This window comes from Synechococcus sp. BMK-MC-1 (genome assembly GCF_014279955.1).
Lineage (GTDB): Bacteria > Cyanobacteriota > Cyanobacteriia > PCC-6307 > Cyanobiaceae > Synechococcus_C.
This window is the reverse complement of record NZ_CP047939.1, coordinates 1,098,603-1,116,345: the sequence shown is the minus strand read 5'-3', so window position 1 is coordinate 1,116,345 and position 17,743 is coordinate 1,098,603. Positions and strand designations below refer to the sequence as shown.

General features: G+C 60.4%; 22 protein-coding genes and 1 pseudogene. 16 read left to right on the top strand and 7 right to left on the bottom strand.

Annotated elements, in window-relative coordinates; translation table 11 throughout:
• The first annotated feature begins 35 nt into the window (after window positions 1–35).
• The 5 genes from SynBMKMC1_RS06325 to fmt all read left to right on the top strand — a co-directional run bounded on the left by SynBMKMC1_RS06325 (window position 36) and on the right by fmt (window position 5,492).
• Window positions 36–473 carry a DUF2996 domain-containing protein gene (locus SynBMKMC1_RS06325; protein ID WP_186473111.1) on the top strand — a complete coding sequence of 146 codons (438 nt, stop codon included), beginning with the start codon at window positions 36–38 and terminating at the stop codon, window positions 471–473.
• A 71-nt stretch (window positions 474–544) separates the two neighbouring features.
• Window positions 545–1,627, top strand: coding sequence for a magnesium-protoporphyrin IX monomethyl ester (oxidative) cyclase (gene acsF / locus SynBMKMC1_RS06320; protein WP_186473110.1), 1,083 nt, complete (start codon window positions 545–547; stop codon window positions 1,625–1,627).
• Window positions 1,627–3,072 (top strand): TldD/PmbA family protein, encoded by a 1,446-nt coding sequence (locus SynBMKMC1_RS06315; RefSeq protein ID WP_186473109.1) that lies wholly within the window; start codon window positions 1,627–1,629, stop codon window positions 3,070–3,072. The genes acsF and SynBMKMC1_RS06315 overlap by 1 nt, the downstream gene beginning before the upstream one ends.
• A gap of 2 nt (window positions 3,073–3,074) precedes the next feature.
• Window positions 3,075–4,442, top strand: coding sequence for a TldD/PmbA family protein (locus tag SynBMKMC1_RS06310; protein ID WP_186473108.1), 1,368 nt, complete (start codon window positions 3,075–3,077; stop codon window positions 4,440–4,442).
• A 27-nt stretch (window positions 4,443–4,469) separates the two neighbouring features.
• The gene (gene fmt / locus SynBMKMC1_RS06305) at window positions 4,470–5,492 is read left to right on the top strand and encodes a methionyl-tRNA formyltransferase (RefSeq protein ID WP_186473356.1); all 1,023 of its coding nucleotides are present in this window, start codon (window positions 4,470–4,472) and stop codon (window positions 5,490–5,492) included.
• Here the strand turns inward: fmt and SynBMKMC1_RS06300 are convergent.
• From SynBMKMC1_RS06300 to SynBMKMC1_RS06280, 5 genes are all read right to left on the bottom strand, one after another.
• Window positions 5,489–6,703, bottom strand: a complete 1,215-nt coding sequence (locus tag SynBMKMC1_RS06300; protein ID WP_255486345.1) for a DEAD/DEAH box helicase — start codon at window positions 6,701–6,703, stop codon at window positions 5,489–5,491. The genes fmt and SynBMKMC1_RS06300 overlap by 4 nt on opposite strands.
• 100 nt (window positions 6,704–6,803) lie before the next feature.
• Window positions 6,804–7,013: a hypothetical protein gene (locus SynBMKMC1_RS06295; RefSeq protein WP_186473107.1), complete on the bottom strand. Its 210-nt coding sequence runs from the start codon at window positions 7,011–7,013 to the stop codon at window positions 6,804–6,806.
• Between the two features lie 10 nt (window positions 7,014–7,023).
• The gene (locus SynBMKMC1_RS06290) at window positions 7,024–7,248 is read right to left on the bottom strand and encodes a hypothetical protein (protein ID WP_186473106.1); all 225 of its coding nucleotides are present in this window, start codon (window positions 7,246–7,248) and stop codon (window positions 7,024–7,026) included.
• 23 nt (window positions 7,249–7,271) lie between these two features.
• Window positions 7,272–7,631, bottom strand: coding sequence for a DUF6464 family protein (locus tag SynBMKMC1_RS06285; RefSeq protein WP_186473105.1), 360 nt, complete (start codon window positions 7,629–7,631; stop codon window positions 7,272–7,274).
• A gap of 3 nt (window positions 7,632–7,634) precedes the next feature.
• Window positions 7,635–8,354, bottom strand: a complete 720-nt coding sequence (locus SynBMKMC1_RS06280) for a DUF475 domain-containing protein (RefSeq protein WP_186473104.1) — start codon at window positions 8,352–8,354, stop codon at window positions 7,635–7,637.
• 37 nt (window positions 8,355–8,391) lie between these two features.
• Here SynBMKMC1_RS06280 and SynBMKMC1_RS06275 point away from each other — a divergent pair, with 37 nt between their 5' ends.
• From SynBMKMC1_RS06275 to SynBMKMC1_RS06250, 6 genes are read left to right on the top strand one after another with little or no spacing between them, the layout of a single operon-like run.
• Complete coding sequence (locus SynBMKMC1_RS06275; protein WP_186473103.1) at window positions 8,392–9,165, top strand: hypothetical protein; 774 nt, start codon at window positions 8,392–8,394, stop codon at window positions 9,163–9,165.
• 38 nt (window positions 9,166–9,203) lie between these two features.
• Window positions 9,204–9,767 (top strand): AAA family ATPase, encoded by a 564-nt coding sequence (locus SynBMKMC1_RS06270; protein WP_255486343.1) that lies wholly within the window; start codon window positions 9,204–9,206, stop codon window positions 9,765–9,767.
• 51 nt (window positions 9,768–9,818) lie between these two features.
• Entirely contained in the window at window positions 9,819–10,295 is a 477-nt protein-coding gene (locus SynBMKMC1_RS06265; RefSeq protein ID WP_186473102.1) for a pentapeptide repeat-containing protein, read from the top strand.
• Window positions 10,295–10,741: a hypothetical protein gene (locus SynBMKMC1_RS06260; RefSeq protein ID WP_186473101.1), complete on the top strand. Its 447-nt coding sequence runs from the start codon at window positions 10,295–10,297 to the stop codon at window positions 10,739–10,741. Before SynBMKMC1_RS06265 ends, SynBMKMC1_RS06260 begins: the two co-directional genes overlap by 1 nt.
• Window positions 10,728–12,068, top strand: a complete 1,341-nt coding sequence (locus SynBMKMC1_RS06255) for a circularly permuted type 2 ATP-grasp protein (protein WP_186473100.1) — start codon at window positions 10,728–10,730, stop codon at window positions 12,066–12,068. Before SynBMKMC1_RS06260 ends, SynBMKMC1_RS06255 begins: the two co-directional genes overlap by 14 nt.
• Complete coding sequence (locus tag SynBMKMC1_RS06250) at window positions 12,065–12,499, top strand: 23S rRNA (pseudouridine(1915)-N(3))-methyltransferase RlmH (protein WP_186473099.1); 435 nt, start codon at window positions 12,065–12,067, stop codon at window positions 12,497–12,499. The genes SynBMKMC1_RS06255 and SynBMKMC1_RS06250 overlap by 4 nt, the downstream gene beginning before the upstream one ends.
• A gap of 25 nt (window positions 12,500–12,524) precedes the next feature.
• Here the strand turns inward: SynBMKMC1_RS06250 and SynBMKMC1_RS06245 are convergent, their stop codons facing one another.
• On the bottom strand, window positions 12,525–12,917 hold the full coding sequence (locus tag SynBMKMC1_RS06245) for a hypothetical protein (protein WP_186473098.1): 393 nt from the start codon (window positions 12,915–12,917) through the stop codon (window positions 12,525–12,527).
• Between the two features lie 98 nt (window positions 12,918–13,015).
• Here SynBMKMC1_RS06245 and SynBMKMC1_RS06240 point away from each other — a divergent pair, with 98 nt between their 5' ends.
• Genes SynBMKMC1_RS06240 through SynBMKMC1_RS06230 form a run of 3 tightly spaced genes read left to right on the top strand, consistent with a single transcriptional unit; the run spans window position 13,016 to window position 15,504 of the window.
• Window positions 13,016–13,735 (top strand): SGNH/GDSL hydrolase family protein, encoded by a 720-nt coding sequence (locus SynBMKMC1_RS06240; protein ID WP_186473097.1) that lies wholly within the window; start codon window positions 13,016–13,018, stop codon window positions 13,733–13,735.
• Between the two features lie 45 nt (window positions 13,736–13,780).
• Window positions 13,781–14,224: a LexA family transcriptional regulator gene (locus SynBMKMC1_RS06235; RefSeq protein ID WP_186473354.1), complete on the top strand. Its 444-nt coding sequence runs from the start codon at window positions 13,781–13,783 to the stop codon at window positions 14,222–14,224.
• A 5-nt stretch (window positions 14,225–14,229) separates the two neighbouring features.
• Entirely contained in the window at window positions 14,230–15,504 is a 1,275-nt protein-coding gene (locus SynBMKMC1_RS06230; RefSeq protein WP_186473096.1) for a Y-family DNA polymerase, read from the top strand.
• 8 nt (window positions 15,505–15,512) lie between these two features.
• Here the strand turns inward: SynBMKMC1_RS06230 and SynBMKMC1_RS06225 are convergent, their stop codons facing one another.
• Window positions 15,513–15,887, bottom strand: coding sequence for a hypothetical protein (locus SynBMKMC1_RS06225; RefSeq protein ID WP_186473095.1), 375 nt, complete (start codon window positions 15,885–15,887; stop codon window positions 15,513–15,515).
• A 63-nt stretch (window positions 15,888–15,950) separates the two neighbouring features.
• Here SynBMKMC1_RS06225 and SynBMKMC1_RS06220 point away from each other — a divergent pair, with 63 nt between their 5' ends.
• Together SynBMKMC1_RS06220 and SynBMKMC1_RS06215 are read left to right on the top strand one after the other, a co-directional pair.
• Window positions 15,951–16,883, top strand: a complete 933-nt coding sequence (locus SynBMKMC1_RS06220; protein WP_255486342.1) for a DUF481 domain-containing protein — start codon at window positions 15,951–15,953, stop codon at window positions 16,881–16,883.
• A 161-nt stretch (window positions 16,884–17,044) separates the two neighbouring features.
• Window positions 17,045–17,692: pseudogene (locus tag SynBMKMC1_RS06215) on the top strand (DUF4113 domain-containing protein); the annotation flags it as partial.
• Between the last annotated feature and the right edge of the window lie 51 nt (window positions 17,693–17,743).

Here is a 17,743-nt window from a genome sequence, read left to right as displayed (position 1 = left end):
GAGCTGTCTACAGTCCGGCCAGTGACCGACATCCGGTGAGCGAAACCCCTGCCAAGCCGAAAGGCGAGACCAAACCCGCTGGTGAAGGCAAAGCAAAACCTGCCGCCAAACCCAAGCTCGAGGACAAACCCTTTGCCTCCTTCATGCAGGAGGACTTCCTTCCGTCGCTCACGAAAGCCCTGGACGATCGAGGTCAAAGGGCCGTGAGCCTGTCCCTCATTGAGGGAGAGAGACCCGTGGTTGGGGGTTCCTGCTGGATGGTGAAAGGAGAGCTGAGCGGCGAGCGCAGGTTCTGGCTCTGTTTCGAATCCGATGCGATCACCTCCGGCAAAACCATTGCCTTAGCCGAGTCGGGAACGGAACCCAGTCTGCTGGAGTCGTTTCTGATCGACGAAAAGAGAATCACCCTCGCACTGCTGCAATCGAGACTGCTCCAGCGGCTCAACGGGCAGAAATGGCTGGGGGGCAACTGAACGACTCACGTCACAGAAACCCCGGCAACCTCACGGTGCCACTTACGATGGTGATCACTTAGACGAAACAGATGGTGCCTCCAACCGCTGTCAACGACGCACCTGCAGCAGGATCAGCCGTATCCGTCAAGGACCCGGCCAAAGACACGATCCTCACGCCGCGCTTCTACACAACGGACTTCGAAGCCATGGCCGCAATGGATCTGCGGCCCAACGAAGCAGAACTGGAGGCCATCTGCGAAGAGTTCCGCAAGGACTACAACCGCCATCACTTTGTCCGCAACGACGAATTTGAGGGTGCTGCAGACAAACTCGATCCGGAAACCCGTCGTGTTTTCGTTGAGTTCCTCGAGCAGAGCTGCACATCAGAATTTTCAGGCTTCCTGCTGTACAAAGAACTCAGCCGTCGCATCAAAACCAGAAACCCCCTTCTGGCTGAGTGTTTTGCTCACATGGCCCGTGACGAAGCCCGTCACGCCGGCTTCCTGAACAAGTCGATGAGTGATTTCGGCTTGCAGCTCGACTTGGGCTTCCTGACCGCCAACAAGAGTTACACGTTCTTCAAGCCGAAGTTCATCTTCTACGCCACCTATCTTTCTGAAAAGATTGGTTATTGGCGCTACATCACCATCTTCCGCCACCTCGAGAAGAATCCCGACAGCAAGATTTTCCCAATCTTCAATTTCTTCGAGAACTGGTGCCAGGACGAAAACCGCCATGGCGATTTCTTCGATGCCTTGATGAAGGCACAACCCGACACCGTGCGGGGATTCCGGGCACGCCTCTGGTGCCGCTTCTTCCTGTTGGCTGTCTTCGCCACCATGTATGTGCGCGATGTCGCCCGCAAGGAGTTTTACGAAGCGCTGGGTCTCGATGCGCGCGACTACGACCGGTTGGTCATCGACAAAACCAACGAAACAACCGCGAGGGTGTTCCCGGTTGTGTTGGATGTGAAAAATCCGAAGTTCTACGCCGGTCTTGAGAACCTCGTGACCAACAACGCAGCCCTGGATGCCGTTGATGCCAGTGCTTCACCTGCACCGATCAAAGTGTTGCGGAAACTTCCCCACTGGATCGCCAACGGGGCGCAGATGGCGTCGCTCTTCCTGATGGCACCCGTGCGCAGCGAGTCATTTCAGCCCAGCGTGCGCTGATGCAATCCAACACGATCTCCGCAGCTGGGATTCTCAACCTTGATCCCAGTTGTACGCCTTGGGAACAGCGTCTCAACACCCTTCTGAACGCCGGCTTGGGAGCCGGCGCCGATCTCGTTGAGGTCTTCCTCGAGCGCACCGACCACCTGGGTGTGCTCGCCGAGCAAGACACGATCACCAGCGTTTCTCCGGCCTTCGGCATGGGGGCCGGCATCCGGGTATTCAGGGGTGTGCGTGATGGTTTCGTTAGCACCAACGATCTCAGTGACGCTGGTTTGGCCGAAGCACTAGATCAGGCTTTGGCCATGCTTCAACTGGAACGTTCCACTCTCTCTGGCTCCAGCGCATTTCAGGGTCTCAGCGCTCTGAAAAATTTCGCAGCAACCAAGCACGATTGGTTGGATCGCACACCCAACCTCGATGTGATCACCCAGCGACTGCTTGAAGGCACGCAATGCCTGGAACGTCTTGGTCAGCACCTCGACGTGCGGCGCAGCAGCTTCTCCCGTGATTGGCAGGAAGTGCTTGTCGCAGCAAGCGACGGAACCTTCGCCCGAGACATCAGGCTGCACCAATCCAGTGGTCTCAGTGTGCTGGCTGCCGATGGTGACCACCGCGCCAGCATCGCGCGCCGCTACGGAAGCACCGACAAACCGAATGATCTCTGCGACTGGGCGATCGAGGCGTCTGCGCAGGAGGTGTGCAGCAGTGCCTCCACGATGCTTTGCGCCGACTACGTGGATGGAGGCCAGATGCCAGTGGTGCTCGCCAACCGATTTGGTGGCGTGATCTTCCATGAAGCCTGCGGCCATCTGCTGGAAACAACCCAGATCGAACGCGGGACGACACCATTCGCGGAGTGCATTGGTGAATCCATTGCCCACCCAGCCGTCACGGCCATCGATGAAGGCTTGAGTGTTGGAGCCTTTGGCTCCCTGTCGATGGACGACGAAGGGATGGAACCGCAGCGCACCGTTCTGATCGAAGATGGGGTCCTGAAGCGGTTCATCAGTGACCGTGCCGGTGAATTACGCACCGGCCATGCCCGCACCGGCAGCGGACGTCGTCAGAGCCATGGATTCGCTGCCGCGAGTCGGATGCGCAACACCTATATCGCTGCCGGCCCTCACAGCATCGATGACCTCATCGGATCCGTTGATCGTGGTCTCTACTGCAAATCCATGGGAGGCGGCAGTGTCGGTCCCACCGGCCAGTTCAACTTTTCGGTTGAAGAGGGCTATCTCATCGAAAATGGAAGCCTGGGTAAGCCCGTGAAAGGTGCCACCTTGATCGGTGAGGCTAAAGAGGTGATGCCAAGGATCTCGATGTGTGCCGACGATCTCGATCTTGCAGCCGGCTATTGCGGTTCCGTGAGCGGAAGCGTGTTCGTCACCGTTGGACAACCCCACATCAAAGTTGATTCCATCACCGTTGGAGGCCGCTGATCATGGGACATGCACCACTGAACGTGTCGGCTCTCCGTGATCGGCTCCACCAACTCGCCTCGCGCGAAGGAATTACGCAATGGGATCTTGGAGCCAGCCGTAGCAACAGTGCTTCTGTTCAGGTAGATCGCGGTGCAGCCAAACAGTTGAAGGCTTCACAACGCAGTTCCATCACCGTGCGTGTTTGGAATCGGGATGGCCTGGTCGGCATCACCAGCACCTCCGATCTGTCGGATGCTGGCTTGGAAAAGGCGCTGATGGGCGCCCATCAAGCCAGCGCCTTTGGAAACGCTGATGACGTCCCCCACTTCTCCCCTCTGGCGAAGGCGCCCACCGATCCTCTCGATCGACCACTCAAAAACTCCGAAGGCATTCAATCCCTGCTCAAGAATCTTCTTGAAGCTGAAAAAGAACTCCTCAGTCGGCATCCCGCCATCGAAACGGTTCCCTACAACGGACTCAACGAGGGAAGCAGCGAGCGCATCTACCTCAACAGCGATGGTGCTCTGCGGCAGGCACAACGCACCCAAGCCAGCCTTTATTTGTTCGCCCGCGCGGAAGAGGCAGGGCGAAAACCCCGAAGCGGAGGAGCGGTGCGACTGGCGCTCGGCAGCGCTGAGCTGGACCTCAACGGATGCATCGACGAGGCTGCCGAGCGCACCATCAGCCATCTCAACTACAAACCGATTGATACGGGTCGCTATCTGGTGTGCTTCACACCTGAAGCCTTTCTCGATCTCATCGGATCCTTCAGCAGCATGTTCAATGCCCGCGCCGTTCTGGACGGTGTGAGCCTGAGCAAGCCCGACACCATCGGCCAGCAACTGGCCGTTCCCTTCTTCAACTTGATTGACAACGGTCTTCACCCCGCCCATGTGGGAGCGATGCCATTTGATGGAGAGGGAACACCAACCCGAGCCTTGCGCTTGATCGGTGATGGTCGTTTGGAGAGTTTTCTGCACTCGGAAGCCACCGCTCGTGCTTTCGGTGTGCAACCCACCGGTCATGCCGGTTTGGGCGCCAAGGTGTCCGTCGGTCCCGACTGGTTTGAGGTGCATCGCAGTGAAGGGGCCACGCTCCCAGGCGATCAACTAGATCACCGCACAACCAGCGACTCCTTCGTGCTGATTGAGAGCCTCAACGCTCTCCATGCCGGCGTCAAGGCCAGTCAGGGTTCGTTTTCTCTCCCCTTCGACGGCTGGCTGGTGAATGGAGGTGAGCGCATTTCCGTTGAGGCAGCAACGGTTGCTGGCGACATCCGAGAGCTCCTTCGATCCATCGTTCAGATCGAAGCCGATCCAATCGTCACCCATGAAGGGGTGTGTCCCCATGTATGGGTGGATGGTCTCGCCATCACCGGCGAAGCCTGAGTCACTCACCGCACGACCGCTTTGGCTTTGAAGATCCTGTTCTGGGGCACACCGGCCTACGCCGTACCAACCCTCGACACACTCCATGAAGCCGGGCATCAAATCGTCGGTGTGGTGACCCAACCCGATCGGCGCCGTGGGCGGGGTAAGCAATTGATGCCTTCGCCTGTAAAGGCCAGGGCGCAGGAGCTCGGCTGCCCAGTGTTCACCCCGGAGAGGATTCGACGAGACCTGGACTGTCAGCAACAGCTCAATGCTCTGGATGCCGATGTGTCTGTCGTGGTTGCCTTCGGCCAGATCCTGCCCAAGGACATCCTTCAACATCCGCCTTTGGGATGCTGGAACGGGCATGGGTCTCTGCTCCCCCGTTGGCGAGGGGCGGGCCCGATTCAATGGTCAATCCTTGAAGGAGACCCAGAAACCGGCGTGGGGATCATGGCCATGGAGGAGGGGTTGGACACAGGGCCCGTACTCCTGGAGCAACGGTTGTCGATCAACCTTCTCGAGAATGCCCATCAACTGGGAGAGCGACTCAGCAGGCTCACTGCTGATCTGATGCTGCAAGCCATGCCTGCCATTGAGGCGGCAGGCCCAGGACTCGAGGCGGAGCGATGGTCGCGCCTCCAGGTGCGCCATCAGCCAGAGGAGGGCACCTACGCCCGCATGCTGAGCAAAGAAGACTTTCAATTGAACTGGGGTGATTCCGCCCTGACGATTCATCGGAAGGTGATGGGTCTGTATCCAGGAGCTGTGACGGTCTGGAAAGACCGGCGCCTGAAAGTGCTGGCAACAGAACCCCTGATCGAACGTCTTGCCGATGACTTGTCTGATGAGGCGCGGGCCTTGGTCGGGCGTTGGAACACCGGTGCGCATCCCCCCGGCCAGGTGCTTCACAGCGCCGATTCAGGACTGGTGGTCAGTACCCATGGCTGCCCAATTCTGATTCGCGAAGCCCAACTGGAAGGGAAAGCTCGCAGCCATGGCCAGGCTCTCATCCAACAATTGCAAGCGCAGCCTGGAGACATCTTGGGGCTGGCCGCGAAGCCTTAACGATGACGACCACGAACGGGTGAGGGTGCCCTGCGCGCTCTGGGTTTCCCAGGTGAGCGCCTGCGGCCTCCGCTGAGATCCAGGGGGGGAGCTTTGAGCACGGTGGGCTCAAAGCCATCAACGGTCTGACGCGTCAGCTCTTCTCCCGTCAGCCGCTCGATCGCTTTCAGCAGTAGCGCTTCTTCGGCGGCCACAAGGGACACGGCATGCCCCGTTTCCCCGGCACGGCCGGTGCGGCCGATGCGATGCACATAGTCTTCTGCCACATTCGGCAGATCGAGGTTCACAACATGGGGGAGCTGCTGGATATCAATGCCTCTGGCGGCGATATCCGTGGCAACAAGCACGCGGACGCTTCCCTGCTTGAAACCCTGCAAGGCACGGGTTCGCGCCCCCTGACTCTTGTTGCCATGGATGGCTGCCGCCGCAAGCCCCTCCTTGTTGAGACGGTCGGCCACCCGATTGGCGCCATGCTTCGTGCGTGAAAACACAAGCACCTGACGCCATTCGCCCGTGCGAATGAGGTGGCTTAACAAATCGCTCTTGCGCGCCATGTCGCAGGGGTGCACCACTTGCTCCACCGATCGCGCCGTTTGATTTTCAGGCGTGACCTGAAGATGCACAGGATCATGGAGCAGGCCAGATGCCAACTTGCGGATCGGCGCACTGAACGTGGCGGAAAACAGAAGCGTTTGACGCTTCACAGGCATCAGCCTGATCAGGCGTCGGATGTCATGGATGAAGCCCATATCGAGCATGCGATCCGCTTCATCCAGCACGAGACATTCGAGCTGGTCAAAGCGCAGAGCCCCCTGTTGGTGAAGATCAAGCAAGCGCCCTGGGGTGGCCACAAGCAGATCAACCCCCCCACGCAAGCGATCAATCTGTGGGTTGGCCTTCACGCCACCAAACACAACATCGCTGCGGAGAGGCAGATGCCTGCTGTAGGCCTTCACGTTCTCCAGAACCTGAGCAGCAAGTTCCCTGGTGGGCGTCAGCACAAGAGCGCGAATCTGGGCCCGTCCTGCGCGCTTGCCATGGCGCAATCTCTCCAGCACCGGCAGGGTGAAACCAGCTGTCTTCCCCGTACCCGTTTGTGCAGCTGCCATCACATCCCTGCCATCGATCACTGCCGGAATCGCCTGCGCCTGAATCGGGGATGGGTGGGAGTAGCCCTTGGCCTGGAGTGCTTCCAACAAGGGTTCACCCAATCCCAGATCTGAAAACAGGACCTGAGGATCAGTGGAGACAGAAACTGCGCTGATTGTGGTGCCGCCGCAAGCCTCACCCTACGGGGCCAACCCTTCGGCTCTAATGGTCGGCGTAAAGCTGCTGCGCCTGGTTCCAAACCGCATCGAGCTGTTGGTCACTGAGCACAAGCGCCTGAGGGTGAACGCGCGCCAGCCAGGCGCGGCGGTGCTCTGGGGTCTCATCACTGAAAAAAGTCTGCTGAGCTGCAAGCACACGAAATTTGAGAAATTCCAGCAGCACAGCTCTGACCCGTGGAGCGGAGTGCTGCATCCCAGAGGCCTCAGAACAATTGCCAAACCGCATTGTCGGGTATGTCGGGTGCCGCATGGGCATCACTGGGTTCCTGCTGCGTGACTCTCCAGGCAGGCAACCTGCAATCGCGATAGCTCGGATGCTGGATCAGGATGCCCTCCTGATCATCGGTGGAGCCATAAAAGCCACTCACCCAATGCGGCCGTTCGTTCAACCCACCGCGAAACCAGACCCAGCATCGCTCGCGTTTCATCGATCCACGCTGTTTTCACCGCCTCATTCTGAAAGCTGAAGCGACGGAGCGACCTCACGGTGCACGCAGCGTTCACAGGGACCCTCTGGGAGCACCGCGCAGCGCAGGAGTGGGCTGAGGGCATTGAAGCGGCAACTTGGATCTCCAATGACCCAGCCATGACGGAACCAACGGGCATCCTCTGGTTGCTTCTGCGTCTTCACCAGAAGAACCACCGAACGGAGTTCGTAGCGTCCGGAGCACAACCGGTACCGATGCCGTCTCTGCATCACCAGAAAACTTCTGGCATCAACCGAAAACCAACGGCCTGGATGGGGTGGGTCTTCCATCTCCACTCGGTCGATCGGCTGCTCGCTGCCGAACTGCCGAATCTCGATCAGCACAACTCAGGCCTCCTCGACGACGGGGGGCAGACGCAACGAAAACCCCCAGATCATCAACAGGGTCACCACAAAGAGCGTCACCAACTCAGGAATATCAATCGTGGGGAACACCAGCTGGATCAGCAGCTTGCAGCCGACGAAAGCCACGGCCAGATAACCGGCTGACTCGAGCCGGCTATAGATCTTCAACCATTGGATGAACAATCCTGACGTGAAACGGAGGGCAATCACACCGATGAGTGCACCGCTGATCACCAGCAAAAGTTGATCACTGATGGCCACCGCCGCAGCCACGCTGTCGACCGAAAAGGCGAGATCGGTGAGGGCAAGGGTGAGAACCGTGCGCCGAAAACTCAACGGAGGCAGAGCGTTCTGCGAAACCAGGGCATCATCCTCGGGCGCAGCGGGGCGCCAGTGCTGGTAACAGAGCCACAGGAGGTAACCAGCGGCCAGCAATTGGAGCGGCGGGAAAGCCAGCACCCATTGCGCCATCAAGATGAGAGCGACGCGGAGCACAAACGCCATCAACACGCCCAAATTGAGAGCCCGGCGCTCCAGTTCAGGGTCATCCTGTCTGCGGGCGATTGCAGCCAGAGCAATGGCGTTGTCTGCTGAAAGCAGCAGTTCCAAACTGACAAGCACCGGCAACAACGGAAGCAGCTCACCGAGCTGATCGACTCCATCAAGCCAGGGAGTTAGGGACGTCAGTGCAGCTGTATCCATCAACGCAGCCTAGAAATGGGACGCGCCGACCAGTGGCATGAAAACGCAAGTCCAGCTTTGCCATCACAACGACCAGCGCTGCATTGTTCGCGTGGAAGCCTTTGACGGCGACAGGTCACTGGGCAGTGCCCTGGGCGAAGCGCCCACGGCAACGGATGCAGAAGATCAGGCCATCGCCAGGCTGCTGCAACGACTGGACACGCCCAAAGCAACAGCAGCCAGCCACAAGGAGCTCGTGCGGCGCAGCAGCCAGAACCAGGATCAGACTGCACAGAACGCAAGACCGGCTTCCGATCAGAAACCACCCAAGGCGATCGAACCCAGCCAACATGCGGGGGATCAAGCCTCTCCACCGGCGGTCAGCGCTCCAGAGCCAGACGCTCCCACGAACGCGGTGAACGAAGCACCCACCGATCCAGACGATTGGAGCGAAGAACTCACTGCTATCGACCTTGAGTTGCAACGCATCGGCTGGGATCGAGCCCATGAATCCATTTATCTGGAGCGAGCCTTTGGGCACAGCAGCAGACATCGACTCACACGCTTCAGTGATCTCGTGGCTTATCTCAAGCGCCTGCGGGACCTTCCAGCCTCGAGTGACGCCCGAACAGCAGCGATTCCCTTGCGGCGCTCAGATCTTGTGAACCAGTGCGATGAAATCCTGAAGCGCCTCAATTGGCAGCAACAGCAAGCCCGCGACTTTCTCCAAAGCAACTTCCAGGTAGGGTCCCGCCAGCAGCTCAGTGACGAACAACTGCTTGGATTCAACATGCTGCTGGAAGAGCAGTTGCTGACCGAGAAAAGCCACTGATCCAAACAACTGAACGAATCTCCCGTGGCAGACGAGAGATGCGAAACGGCCTCATCTGCGATTCAGCGCTAGAAAAGCCAAAAGGCAGCCAATGCACGCGCGAAGAGGAGCCCTTTCGAGCGCTGCGCAGCGAGGGCTATGAGATTCAATTTCGCCAGGAATGCAATCGCCTGCATAACGGCATTCAGATGTATTACAACGCCAGCCGAGTGAATGCCTATCAATCCAGCGACGCATGCGTGATCTTCGATCGCGCGCCAGTGGATTACATCGCATACTCGCAATACACCGCCGACTACGGCACCACTGACATCAACGATGCATTCGTTGAAGCCATGGTTCCCAGGGTGAGAAATACACTTCAGAACCTCGATCTGATCGTTTTCATACCGATCAGTGATCAATGGCCCGTCAACATGGAAGACGACGGAATCCGTCCCATTGATCTTCCTTACCGCAGTGACGTTGATGCCATCTTCAAACAGATCTACCGCGACAAGCGGTTCAATGTGATGCCCACGCGAAACGCACCGCAATTGATCGAGCTTTGGGGGTCCCGTGAGCAGCGCCTTGACCGGATTGAACAAGCCATCGGGGCGTGAAGGGTCTTGGCCTCGGTCCGCTTAGGCTGATGCTGAGCCCCTTTCTGACTCATGCACCGCCGTCTGCTGGCTCCACTGCTTGCCTTGTTGCTGGTGTTCGGCCTGCTGCTTCCCTCCGCAGAGGCAGCGATGGATTACGCCAAACAGGTGCTGATCGGAGCTGATTTCTCCAATCGGGACATGCAGGGGGTGACGTTCAACCTCACCAATCTGCGCGAGGCTGACCTTTCGGGCAGTGACCTGCAAGGAGCCAGCCTGTACGGCGCCAAGCTCCAGGACGCCAACCTCAGCCGCACCAATCTCCGCGACGCCACGCTGGATTCCGCTGTGCTCAACGGGACGGACCTCACCGATGCCGTTCTGGAAGACGCCTTTGCGTTCAACACCCGTTTCATCGACGTGACGATCAGCGGCGCTGACTTCACGAATGTGCCCCTGAGAGGGGATGTTCTCAAAACCCTCTGTGCAGCGGCTGAGGGCACCAACCCCGTGACCGGACGGGACACCCGCGACACCCTGGGCTGCTGATGAGCTTTGACCCACGCAGCCTCGAACGGCTGAAGAAACTGGGGCGGGAATTGCCGCAAGCGCTGCCGACCCCAACAGAAAAGACCAGAGATTCCCCTCGCGCCAGCGAGCGGCGTCACAAGGTGGAAACCGAAGAGAACCCCCAGGCTCTGTTCCATGAGCTGATGAAGGTCAGCGCCGATGGCTCGGTCCCCGAGCACCTGATGGATCGCCTTCGCCAAGCCGAAAACAAAGCTGAAGCGGAACGGCGGCAACAACCGCGGGGTCCAGCGCAGAGCCCCTCCCGCCAAGAGGCGAGTTTCCCGCTGGCTCCAACGCCGACCCGCAACGCTGGCCCCGGAAAAAACACCCGCCCGCAACGGCCCGCCGTGGCACCCGGCAGCGAAGAGGAAAGCCTGTATGTGGCCTTCGGGCAGCTCCTGCTCGAAGACGATGACGCCGGCTGAGGCCATCCACACCCCCTTCCAGCAGATCGCGTTGACGCAATGGCAGGAGCTGCAGGCGTCTGGCCATGACCACCTCGCCAGGCATGGGGTGCAGATCCAGAACCGTGTGGTTCCTTATGACCCCTGGCCCAGGGTGATCCATGGAACGGACTGGGACAGACTCTGCGCAGGCATTTCGCAGCGTCACCAGGCAATTAATTGCTTTGTGGCTGACGTGTACAGCCGCCAGCTGATCCTCCAGGACGGCGTCATCTCCAAGCAGGAGATTGAAGAGTCACCGCTCTGGCAGCCAGACCTGCACGGTCTCTTTGCTCCTGACCATTGCTGGTGTCTGATCAACGGGTTGGATTTGATCGGTGGCAGCCAACAGGGCTGGCGGGTTCTGGAAGACAACCTCCGCCGGGTCGGAGGTCATGGCTACGCCGCGAGCATCCGAGAGGCTTCCTGGGCGGCCGGACTCGCGAAGAACACAGCGCATCAACCGCGTCCAGTTCAGGAGGGTCTGCAGCAGCTGCGCGCTGCGCTGCATCAGCTCTGCCCTCACCAGGATGATCCGCTGATCGTGTTGCTCACCCCCAGCACCGTGAGCACCGAGATCAGTGAGCACCGCTATCTAGCTGCAGCGATGGGGATTGCCCTGGCGCGCCCAGAGGATCTGCATTGCGATCAAAACCAGGTGTTGCTCCTTCAACACGAACAGAAGCTGCCGGTGGATGTGATCTATCGCCGCAACGAGGATCGCATCGGCATGGAGCCCGATGGATCCAGTGCTTGGCTTGGCGTGCCAGGCCTGAAACGGGTGGCCGCAGAGGGAAACGTGCAGATCGCCAATCTCCCCGGGGCCGGGATCGGCAGCGACAAGGCCCTGTATCGACACGTTGGCGCCATGATCCGCTACTACCTCGGTGAAGAGGCTCTGATCGAGCAGGTGCCAACGTTCAGTTGCCGAGATCCCAAAGAACTGGAGCATGTGCTTCAGCATCTCAATCAGTTGGTGGTGAAGCCGGTGGATGGTGCCGGGGGACTCGACATGCTCCATGGTCCAACCGCCTCCGCAGCTGAATGCAATGCGATGACCGCCTCTCTGCAGGCCCAACCTGAGCGTTTCATCGCCCAACCAGCGCAGGTGCTGCACACCCTGCCGACGTTGGTTGGGGAACGGCTCCAGCCCTGCGCCGTTGATCTTCGGCCCGTCTCATTGCTCGGAGACACGCCCCAGGTGCTTCCAGGAGCACTCACCCGCGTGGCACCTCCTGGCTCTTCGATCGTGAATCTGAACCGCGGCGGCAGCCTCAAGGACACCTGGATTCTCGACGTGGCGGCATGAACGTCTCCCGCTGCCGAATCATCGCTGTTGGCAAGGTGCGCAAAGGTTGGGTGCAGGAAGGGGTGGCCCTTTACCTCAAACGGCTCCAGGGCCTGCAGGTGGTGGAACTCAAAGACAGCACACCGGAAAAAGAGGCGGAAGCGATCCGCTCCACGCTGCGCGCGGACGAATGGCCGGTGATGTTGATGGAGCAGGGCACGCCGCTGGCCTCCATTCCCTTCGCACAACGGCTCGAGCGTCTCGGCAATGAACGCCTGGCCTTTGTGATCGGCGGCGCCGATGGACTCACCGATGAGCTCAAAGCTGCTGCACGCTGGCAACTGAGCCTCTCACCCATGACCTTTCCCCATGAACTGGCCCGGCTGCTGCTGCTCGAGCAGCTGTTCCGGGCGCAGGCCATTCTTCAAGGGAGCCCGTACCACCGGGAATGAATGGTCCCCAGCAGATCCGTGGCAACTAAACAGTCCAGGGCGTCAGAGTCACCGGCTGGAATTTGGCGATGCTCATCGTCCAGGCACGTCCAGCCATCGCCCGTAAACCGGCGCGGAACGCCTCGGTATCGCCGCTGTTCAACCAGGCTGCTTTCAACGCTGGAAGATCCTCGGGCAAACGCTCCATCGCCAGCTCCACCAGCAGCAGACTCTCCACCCCGCAGGCTCGCTTCAAGGGGCCGTTGTCACTGCGTTGCCAGACCCGCAGCAACAGCTCCAGAGCCAGGCCGTGGGCTGCTTGTGTTGGCTGATCGGCAACGGCTTCATCGGCCTTGAGTGAACGACCCGCAAGGGGGAGAGCTCTGGACCCTCCCTGTTCAATCAGAGCCAGAGCTATGAGATAGGGAGACTCAGCCATGGGTATGCCCGCAATCCAGGCATCCTCACTGATTGGAACCGCATTGGCACCGCCTCTCGGGTGTCGTTGAACTGACGCAACGCGTGTCCTCGCCCTCCATGACAGCAATCATCCAGGACCCCCGAACAATTCTCTGTTTCGGCGATTCCAACACCTGGGGATTCAACCCGGATGGCAGCGGACGCTTTCCGCAGCCAACACGGTGGCCGAATCAGCTGGAGCGTGCACTCAACCAAACCAAGCCCGACCTGCCTTGGCGGACCGTCGAGGAAGGACTCAATTCCCGTACTTGGCTGCACGACGATGCCATCGGTTCCGCGAACTACGGCGGCGACTACAGCTGCAGCGGCCGATCAAGCCTCATGACCGCTCTCCACAGCCACAAACCGATTGATGTGGTGATCCTTGCGCTGGGTTGCAATGACTGCAAGGGCTATCTCAATCTCTCCGCCCAGCAGATCACGGCAGGCGCTCGCATCCTGATCCATGACACCCGCAGAGCACTGAACTGCGGTCCCCGCCTCGACACGCCGTCGTCTCCTCAGATCATTTTGATGACACCACCGGCCATCCGGATCACTCCCCAGTCGCTGACCTGGGGGTTCGAGGGGGCTGAGCTCAAATCCCAGGCACTGGCAGAGCACTACCGCCGACTGGCCGTTGAACTCGACGTGGCCTGTTTCGACGTGCAGCCCGTCGCCAATCCCTCGACCCTGGATGGCGTGCACTTCGATGCCCAGTCGCAGGCGCTGATTGCCGCCGGGCTTGCTGCATGCATCCGCCAGACCCTGGGGCAACACACAAGCACAGACACTTAGAACATCCGTACTAGTCTAGAAGTCTGATTTGTGCGTTTCGTCTCTGTGGCGTTCGATCACTCCTTCAGCCCAGTACCGCTGCCCCTGCGCTGCCAGCGCCCTCCGCTTCACCTGCCCTTGGCCGGCGAGCGGGTGGCCGCAGGCTTTCCCTCCCCCGCGGACGATTACGTGGAGGCGGGAATTGATCTCAACGACCAGCTGATCCGCCATCCCACCAGCACGTTCTTTCTACGCGTGAGCGGCGATTCCATGACCGGTGCCGGGATTCACGACGGCGACCTTCTGGTGGTGGACCGCAGCCTCGACCCCAGGCCGGGTCGGGTCGTGGTGGCCGTGCTGGATGGCGGTTTCACACTCAAACGCCTGGCACGCCATCGCGGCCAGCTGCGACTGGAGGCCGCCAATCCCGACTATCCACCCCTCGATCTGCACCGCTGCGGTGATGTGCAGATCTGGGGGGTGGCGATCCATGTGATTCACCCCCTCTAAACACCATGAGCCGGGTCACCGCCCTGATCGACGCCAACAATTTCTATGCCTCCTGTGAACAGAGCCTCGATCCATCCCTGCTGGGACGCCCAGTCGTCGTGCTGTCCAACAACGACGGCTGCATCGTGGCCCGCAGCGCCGAAGCCCGGGCCCTCGACATCGCCATGGGCACCCCTTACTTCAAGGCGAAACAGACCCTGGAGGCCCAGGGCGTTGTGGTGCGCAGCTCCAACTACGCCCTCTATGCCGACATGAGCCAGCGGCTGATGAGCCTGCTGGAAAGCCAGGTGGAAGAACTCGAGGTGTATTCCATCGATGAGGCCTTCGCTCGCATCAGCCGTCCTGCGACTGGCGATTTACGCCCCTGGGGCCGACGCTTGCGAGCCCTGGCACGGCGCAATCTGGGGCTGCCGATCGCCATCGGGCTAGGAGCGAGCAAAGGCCAAGCGAAGCTCGCGAACCGCCTGGCGAAGGTGGAGGCCAGCCATGCCGGCTTGTTCGATCTCGGAGACTGCAACGACCGGGATCACTGGCTGGAGACGATCGCCATTGAGGATGTGTGGGGAATCGGCCGCAAGCTGGCCCACTGGTGTCGCCTGCGGGGAGTCCGCAATGCGCGGGAGCTGCGCGACATGGCCAGCGGCCCGCTGCGGGCCAAAGCCGGTGTGGTGGGGCTGCGCCTGCAACGGGAACTGCAAGGTCACGCCTGCCTCCCCCTCGATCTCACCCCGGCTCCCAAACAGGAAACCTGCGTCAGCCGCAGCTTCAGTCGACCGGTCACCTGTGTGAACGAGCTGCGCGAAGCCGTGGCCACCTATGTGGTGCGAGCAGCCGAGAAACTACGCCGGCAGAATCAACGGGCCGCGGCCCTGAGTGTGTACACCCGCACCAGTCCGTTCGTGCCCGCCTTCTACAGCCGCAGCGCCAGCACCTCGCTCGACCTGCCAAGCAACGACACCCAGGTGCTGCTGCAGGCAGCCCTTCCCCTGGTGGAGCGCATCTTTCAACCCCATCGGCAACTGGCGAAAGCTGGAGTTCTCATGCAGCACCTGCAGGGCACCGAGCAACTGCAACACCACCTGCTGGTGCCCTGCAACGCGGTGGATCAGGCACGCCGGGAGGTGCTGATGCGCACCATCGATCAGCTCAACCAGCGGCATGGGCGGGGAACCATTCAGTGGGCCGCCTGCGGCCTGCATCCAAGCTGGGCGATGCGGCGTGGGCAGCTTGGCCGCGCTGCCACCACCCGCCTGAGCGATGTGCCGATCGTGCAAGCCTGAACCGGATGTCAGCGCGGGGAAAGAAACGCGCAATCACCAAGGGAGGTGACGACCTCGCTGACTCCAGCTTGAAAACGACGGTCATCGATCGCGCCGGTTCTGGCGAAGCTGGCCTTCAGCGCCTGCAGTTGGGACGCTGCTGCCTCAGGGGACAGCACCTTGTCGTCTCTGACCAACGAACAGAAGCTGGCCGCCGTTCCGTAGCCAAAACCCTTGGAGAACGCACGACGCCCGAACCAGGCTGCTGAAACCGGCAGGATCACGCCTCCGCCAACAAGCACAGCCAGGATCAAGGTCCACAAGCGTCCACCTTGCACCCAGTAGGGAACGAGGTAGAGGCCGTCATCAGCGGGTGAACGGTCTCGGCGGGGATCGTCAGGCATCAGAAAACACAGCAGAACAGCTGTGTTGTGACAGGATCGGCACTCGCAAATTTAGGTAAGAGAGTGCTGCGCCAACGGTTATTCACTGCAGCGCTGCTTCTGGTTGGTCAACAAGTCGTAGCGGCTCCAGTGATTGCTGCGCCAGCGGCCAGCGCGCAGCAGATCACGCTCAAACTGAAGAACGGCGACACGCTGAAAGGCGTGCTGGTTCCCGACGAGAGCACAGAGGCCGTCACGATTCTTCTGCATCCGGTGCTCGGTCGCTTACGGATCCCTGCCACGGCCCTGATCCCTCAACCACCAGCAAAACCATGGAAGCTGAGTGTGTCCGGAGGACTCTCTGCCAACAACACAGACGATGACCTCTCTGCTGGTGGAACCTTTCAGCTCGACACCAGCTACAGCGAGGGTGCTGACAAGGTGGCCTTGAAAGGACGTGCCACCTATGAGGTGTCGCGCGATCAAGGAGAAACCGCCTCAACAACAGACACCAACGAAGGCAATGGCGAACTGCGCTACACGCGCAGGCTGGGGAGTCGCCTGAATGCCTACGCAGCCACCAACTTCAATTACGACACGCTCAACACCATCGGAACCGACGTGTTTGTGGGGTCCGCTGGCTTGGGCTACGACCTGATCAAGAACAAAACCACAACCCTGAATGTCTCTTTGGGCCCCTCCTTTCAGCAGATCTGGGGAGGGCCAGGCTGTGAAGCGGATCCAGTCTGCGGACAAGCCTTTGCGGCAGGAACCGCCAGAGCAGAGCTGGAATGGAAACCAAGCTCGCTCGCCAGCATCACGGTGACCAACAGCTACACAGGCGCCTACGTCAATGGCATCGCCACGAACAACACCTTTTCGGTTGCCCTGAAGATCTTTCCCATGGGGAATCAACGGCTGTTCACGTCACTGAATGGCCAGACGATCTACAACGAACTGCAGAGTCCAACAATCAACAACAGCGTTTCCATGCAGCTGGGGGTCAAGCTGGATTGAGCTCAAGCGTGCTGCAGCAACTGCACTTCCTGGGAGCGGCTGCTGTACAAGAGCACCATGCGCTCCCCATGGGCGTTGAGCCCTGTCTGCTCCCTCAGCAGATCGGTACTGGCGAGCGCCAGTCCACAGGTTTCGCAGAACAGCACCGGCAGCGTGCCGCCATGGCCAGCGGCCCGCTGCGGGCCAAAGCCGGTGTGGTGGGGCTGCGCCTGCAACGGGAACTGCAGGGTCACGCCTGCCTCCCCCTCGATCTCACCCCGGCACCCAAACAGGAAACCTGCGTCAGCCGCAGCTTCAGCCGGCCGATCACCGACCTGGAGGAACTGCGCGAAGCGGTGGCCACCTACGTGGTGCGCGCCGCGGAAAAATTGCGCCAGCAGCATCAGCGCGCCGCTGCCCTCAGCGTTTACACCCGCACCAGTCCTTTCGTCCCCGGTTTCTACAGCAACACCGCCAGCACCCGTCTGGACCTACCCAGCAACGACACCCAGGCCCTGCTCAACGCAGCTTTACCTCTGGTGGAGCGGATTTTTCAGCCGCACCGCCAACTCGCCAAAGCCGGCGTGCTGATGCAGCACCTGCAGAGCACCGACCAGCTCCAACATCACCTGCTGGTGCCCTGCAGCGCCGCCGAGCAAGAGCGTCGGCAGGCGCTGATGGCCACGATCGATGCGCTGAACCGGCGCTATGGCCGTGGCACGGTGCAATGGGCCGCCTGTGGCCTGGATCCGAGCTGGGCGATGCAGCGGGAACGGCTGGGCCGGGCCGCCACGACCCGACTGCGTGATGTGCCGATCGTGCAGGCCTGAGCCAGCTTCACCTTGAAGGGCAACGACGGTGGACGTGACCGTGCTGACTCC

Bases quoted from the DNA above. Each gene is read 5' to 3' on its own strand.
- acsF (WP_186473110.1), top strand. From the start codon at position 545: ATGGTGCCTCCAACCGCTGTCAACGACGCACCTGCAGCAGGATCAGCC.
- SynBMKMC1_RS06315 (WP_186473109.1), top strand. From the start codon at position 1,627: ATGCAATCCAACACGATCTCCGCAGCTGGGATTCTCAACCTTGATCCC.
- SynBMKMC1_RS06310 (WP_186473108.1), top strand. From the start codon at position 3,075: ATGGGACATGCACCACTGAACGTGTCGGCTCTCCGTGATCGGCTCCAC.
- SynBMKMC1_RS06295 (WP_186473107.1), bottom strand. From the start codon at position 7,013: ATGCAGCACTCCGCTCCACGGGTCAGAGCTGTGCTGCTGGAATTTCTC.
- SynBMKMC1_RS06290 (WP_186473106.1), bottom strand. From the start codon at position 7,248: ATGAAACGCGAGCGATGCTGGGTCTGGTTTCGCGGTGGGTTGAACGAA.
- SynBMKMC1_RS06280 (WP_186473104.1), bottom strand. From the start codon at position 8,354: ATGGATACAGCTGCACTGACGTCCCTAACTCCCTGGCTTGATGGAGTC.
- SynBMKMC1_RS06275 (WP_186473103.1), top strand. From the start codon at position 8,392: ATGAAAACGCAAGTCCAGCTTTGCCATCACAACGACCAGCGCTGCATT.
- SynBMKMC1_RS06270 (WP_255486343.1), top strand. From the start codon at position 9,204: ATGCGAAACGGCCTCATCTGCGATTCAGCGCTAGAAAAGCCAAAAGGC.
- SynBMKMC1_RS06265 (WP_186473102.1), top strand. From the start codon at position 9,819: ATGCACCGCCGTCTGCTGGCTCCACTGCTTGCCTTGTTGCTGGTGTTC.
- SynBMKMC1_RS06260 (WP_186473101.1), top strand. From the start codon at position 10,295: ATGAGCTTTGACCCACGCAGCCTCGAACGGCTGAAGAAACTGGGGCGG.
- SynBMKMC1_RS06255 (WP_186473100.1), top strand. From the start codon at position 10,728: ATGACGCCGGCTGAGGCCATCCACACCCCCTTCCAGCAGATCGCGTTG.
- SynBMKMC1_RS06250 (WP_186473099.1), top strand. From the start codon at position 12,065: ATGAACGTCTCCCGCTGCCGAATCATCGCTGTTGGCAAGGTGCGCAAA.
- SynBMKMC1_RS06245 (WP_186473098.1), bottom strand. From the start codon at position 12,917: ATGGCTGAGTCTCCCTATCTCATAGCTCTGGCTCTGATTGAACAGGGA.
- SynBMKMC1_RS06240 (WP_186473097.1), top strand. From the start codon at position 13,016: ATGACAGCAATCATCCAGGACCCCCGAACAATTCTCTGTTTCGGCGAT.
- SynBMKMC1_RS06230 (WP_186473096.1), top strand. From the start codon at position 14,230: ATGAGCCGGGTCACCGCCCTGATCGACGCCAACAATTTCTATGCCTCC.
- SynBMKMC1_RS06225 (WP_186473095.1), bottom strand. From the start codon at position 15,887: ATGCCTGACGATCCCCGCCGAGACCGTTCACCCGCTGATGACGGCCTC.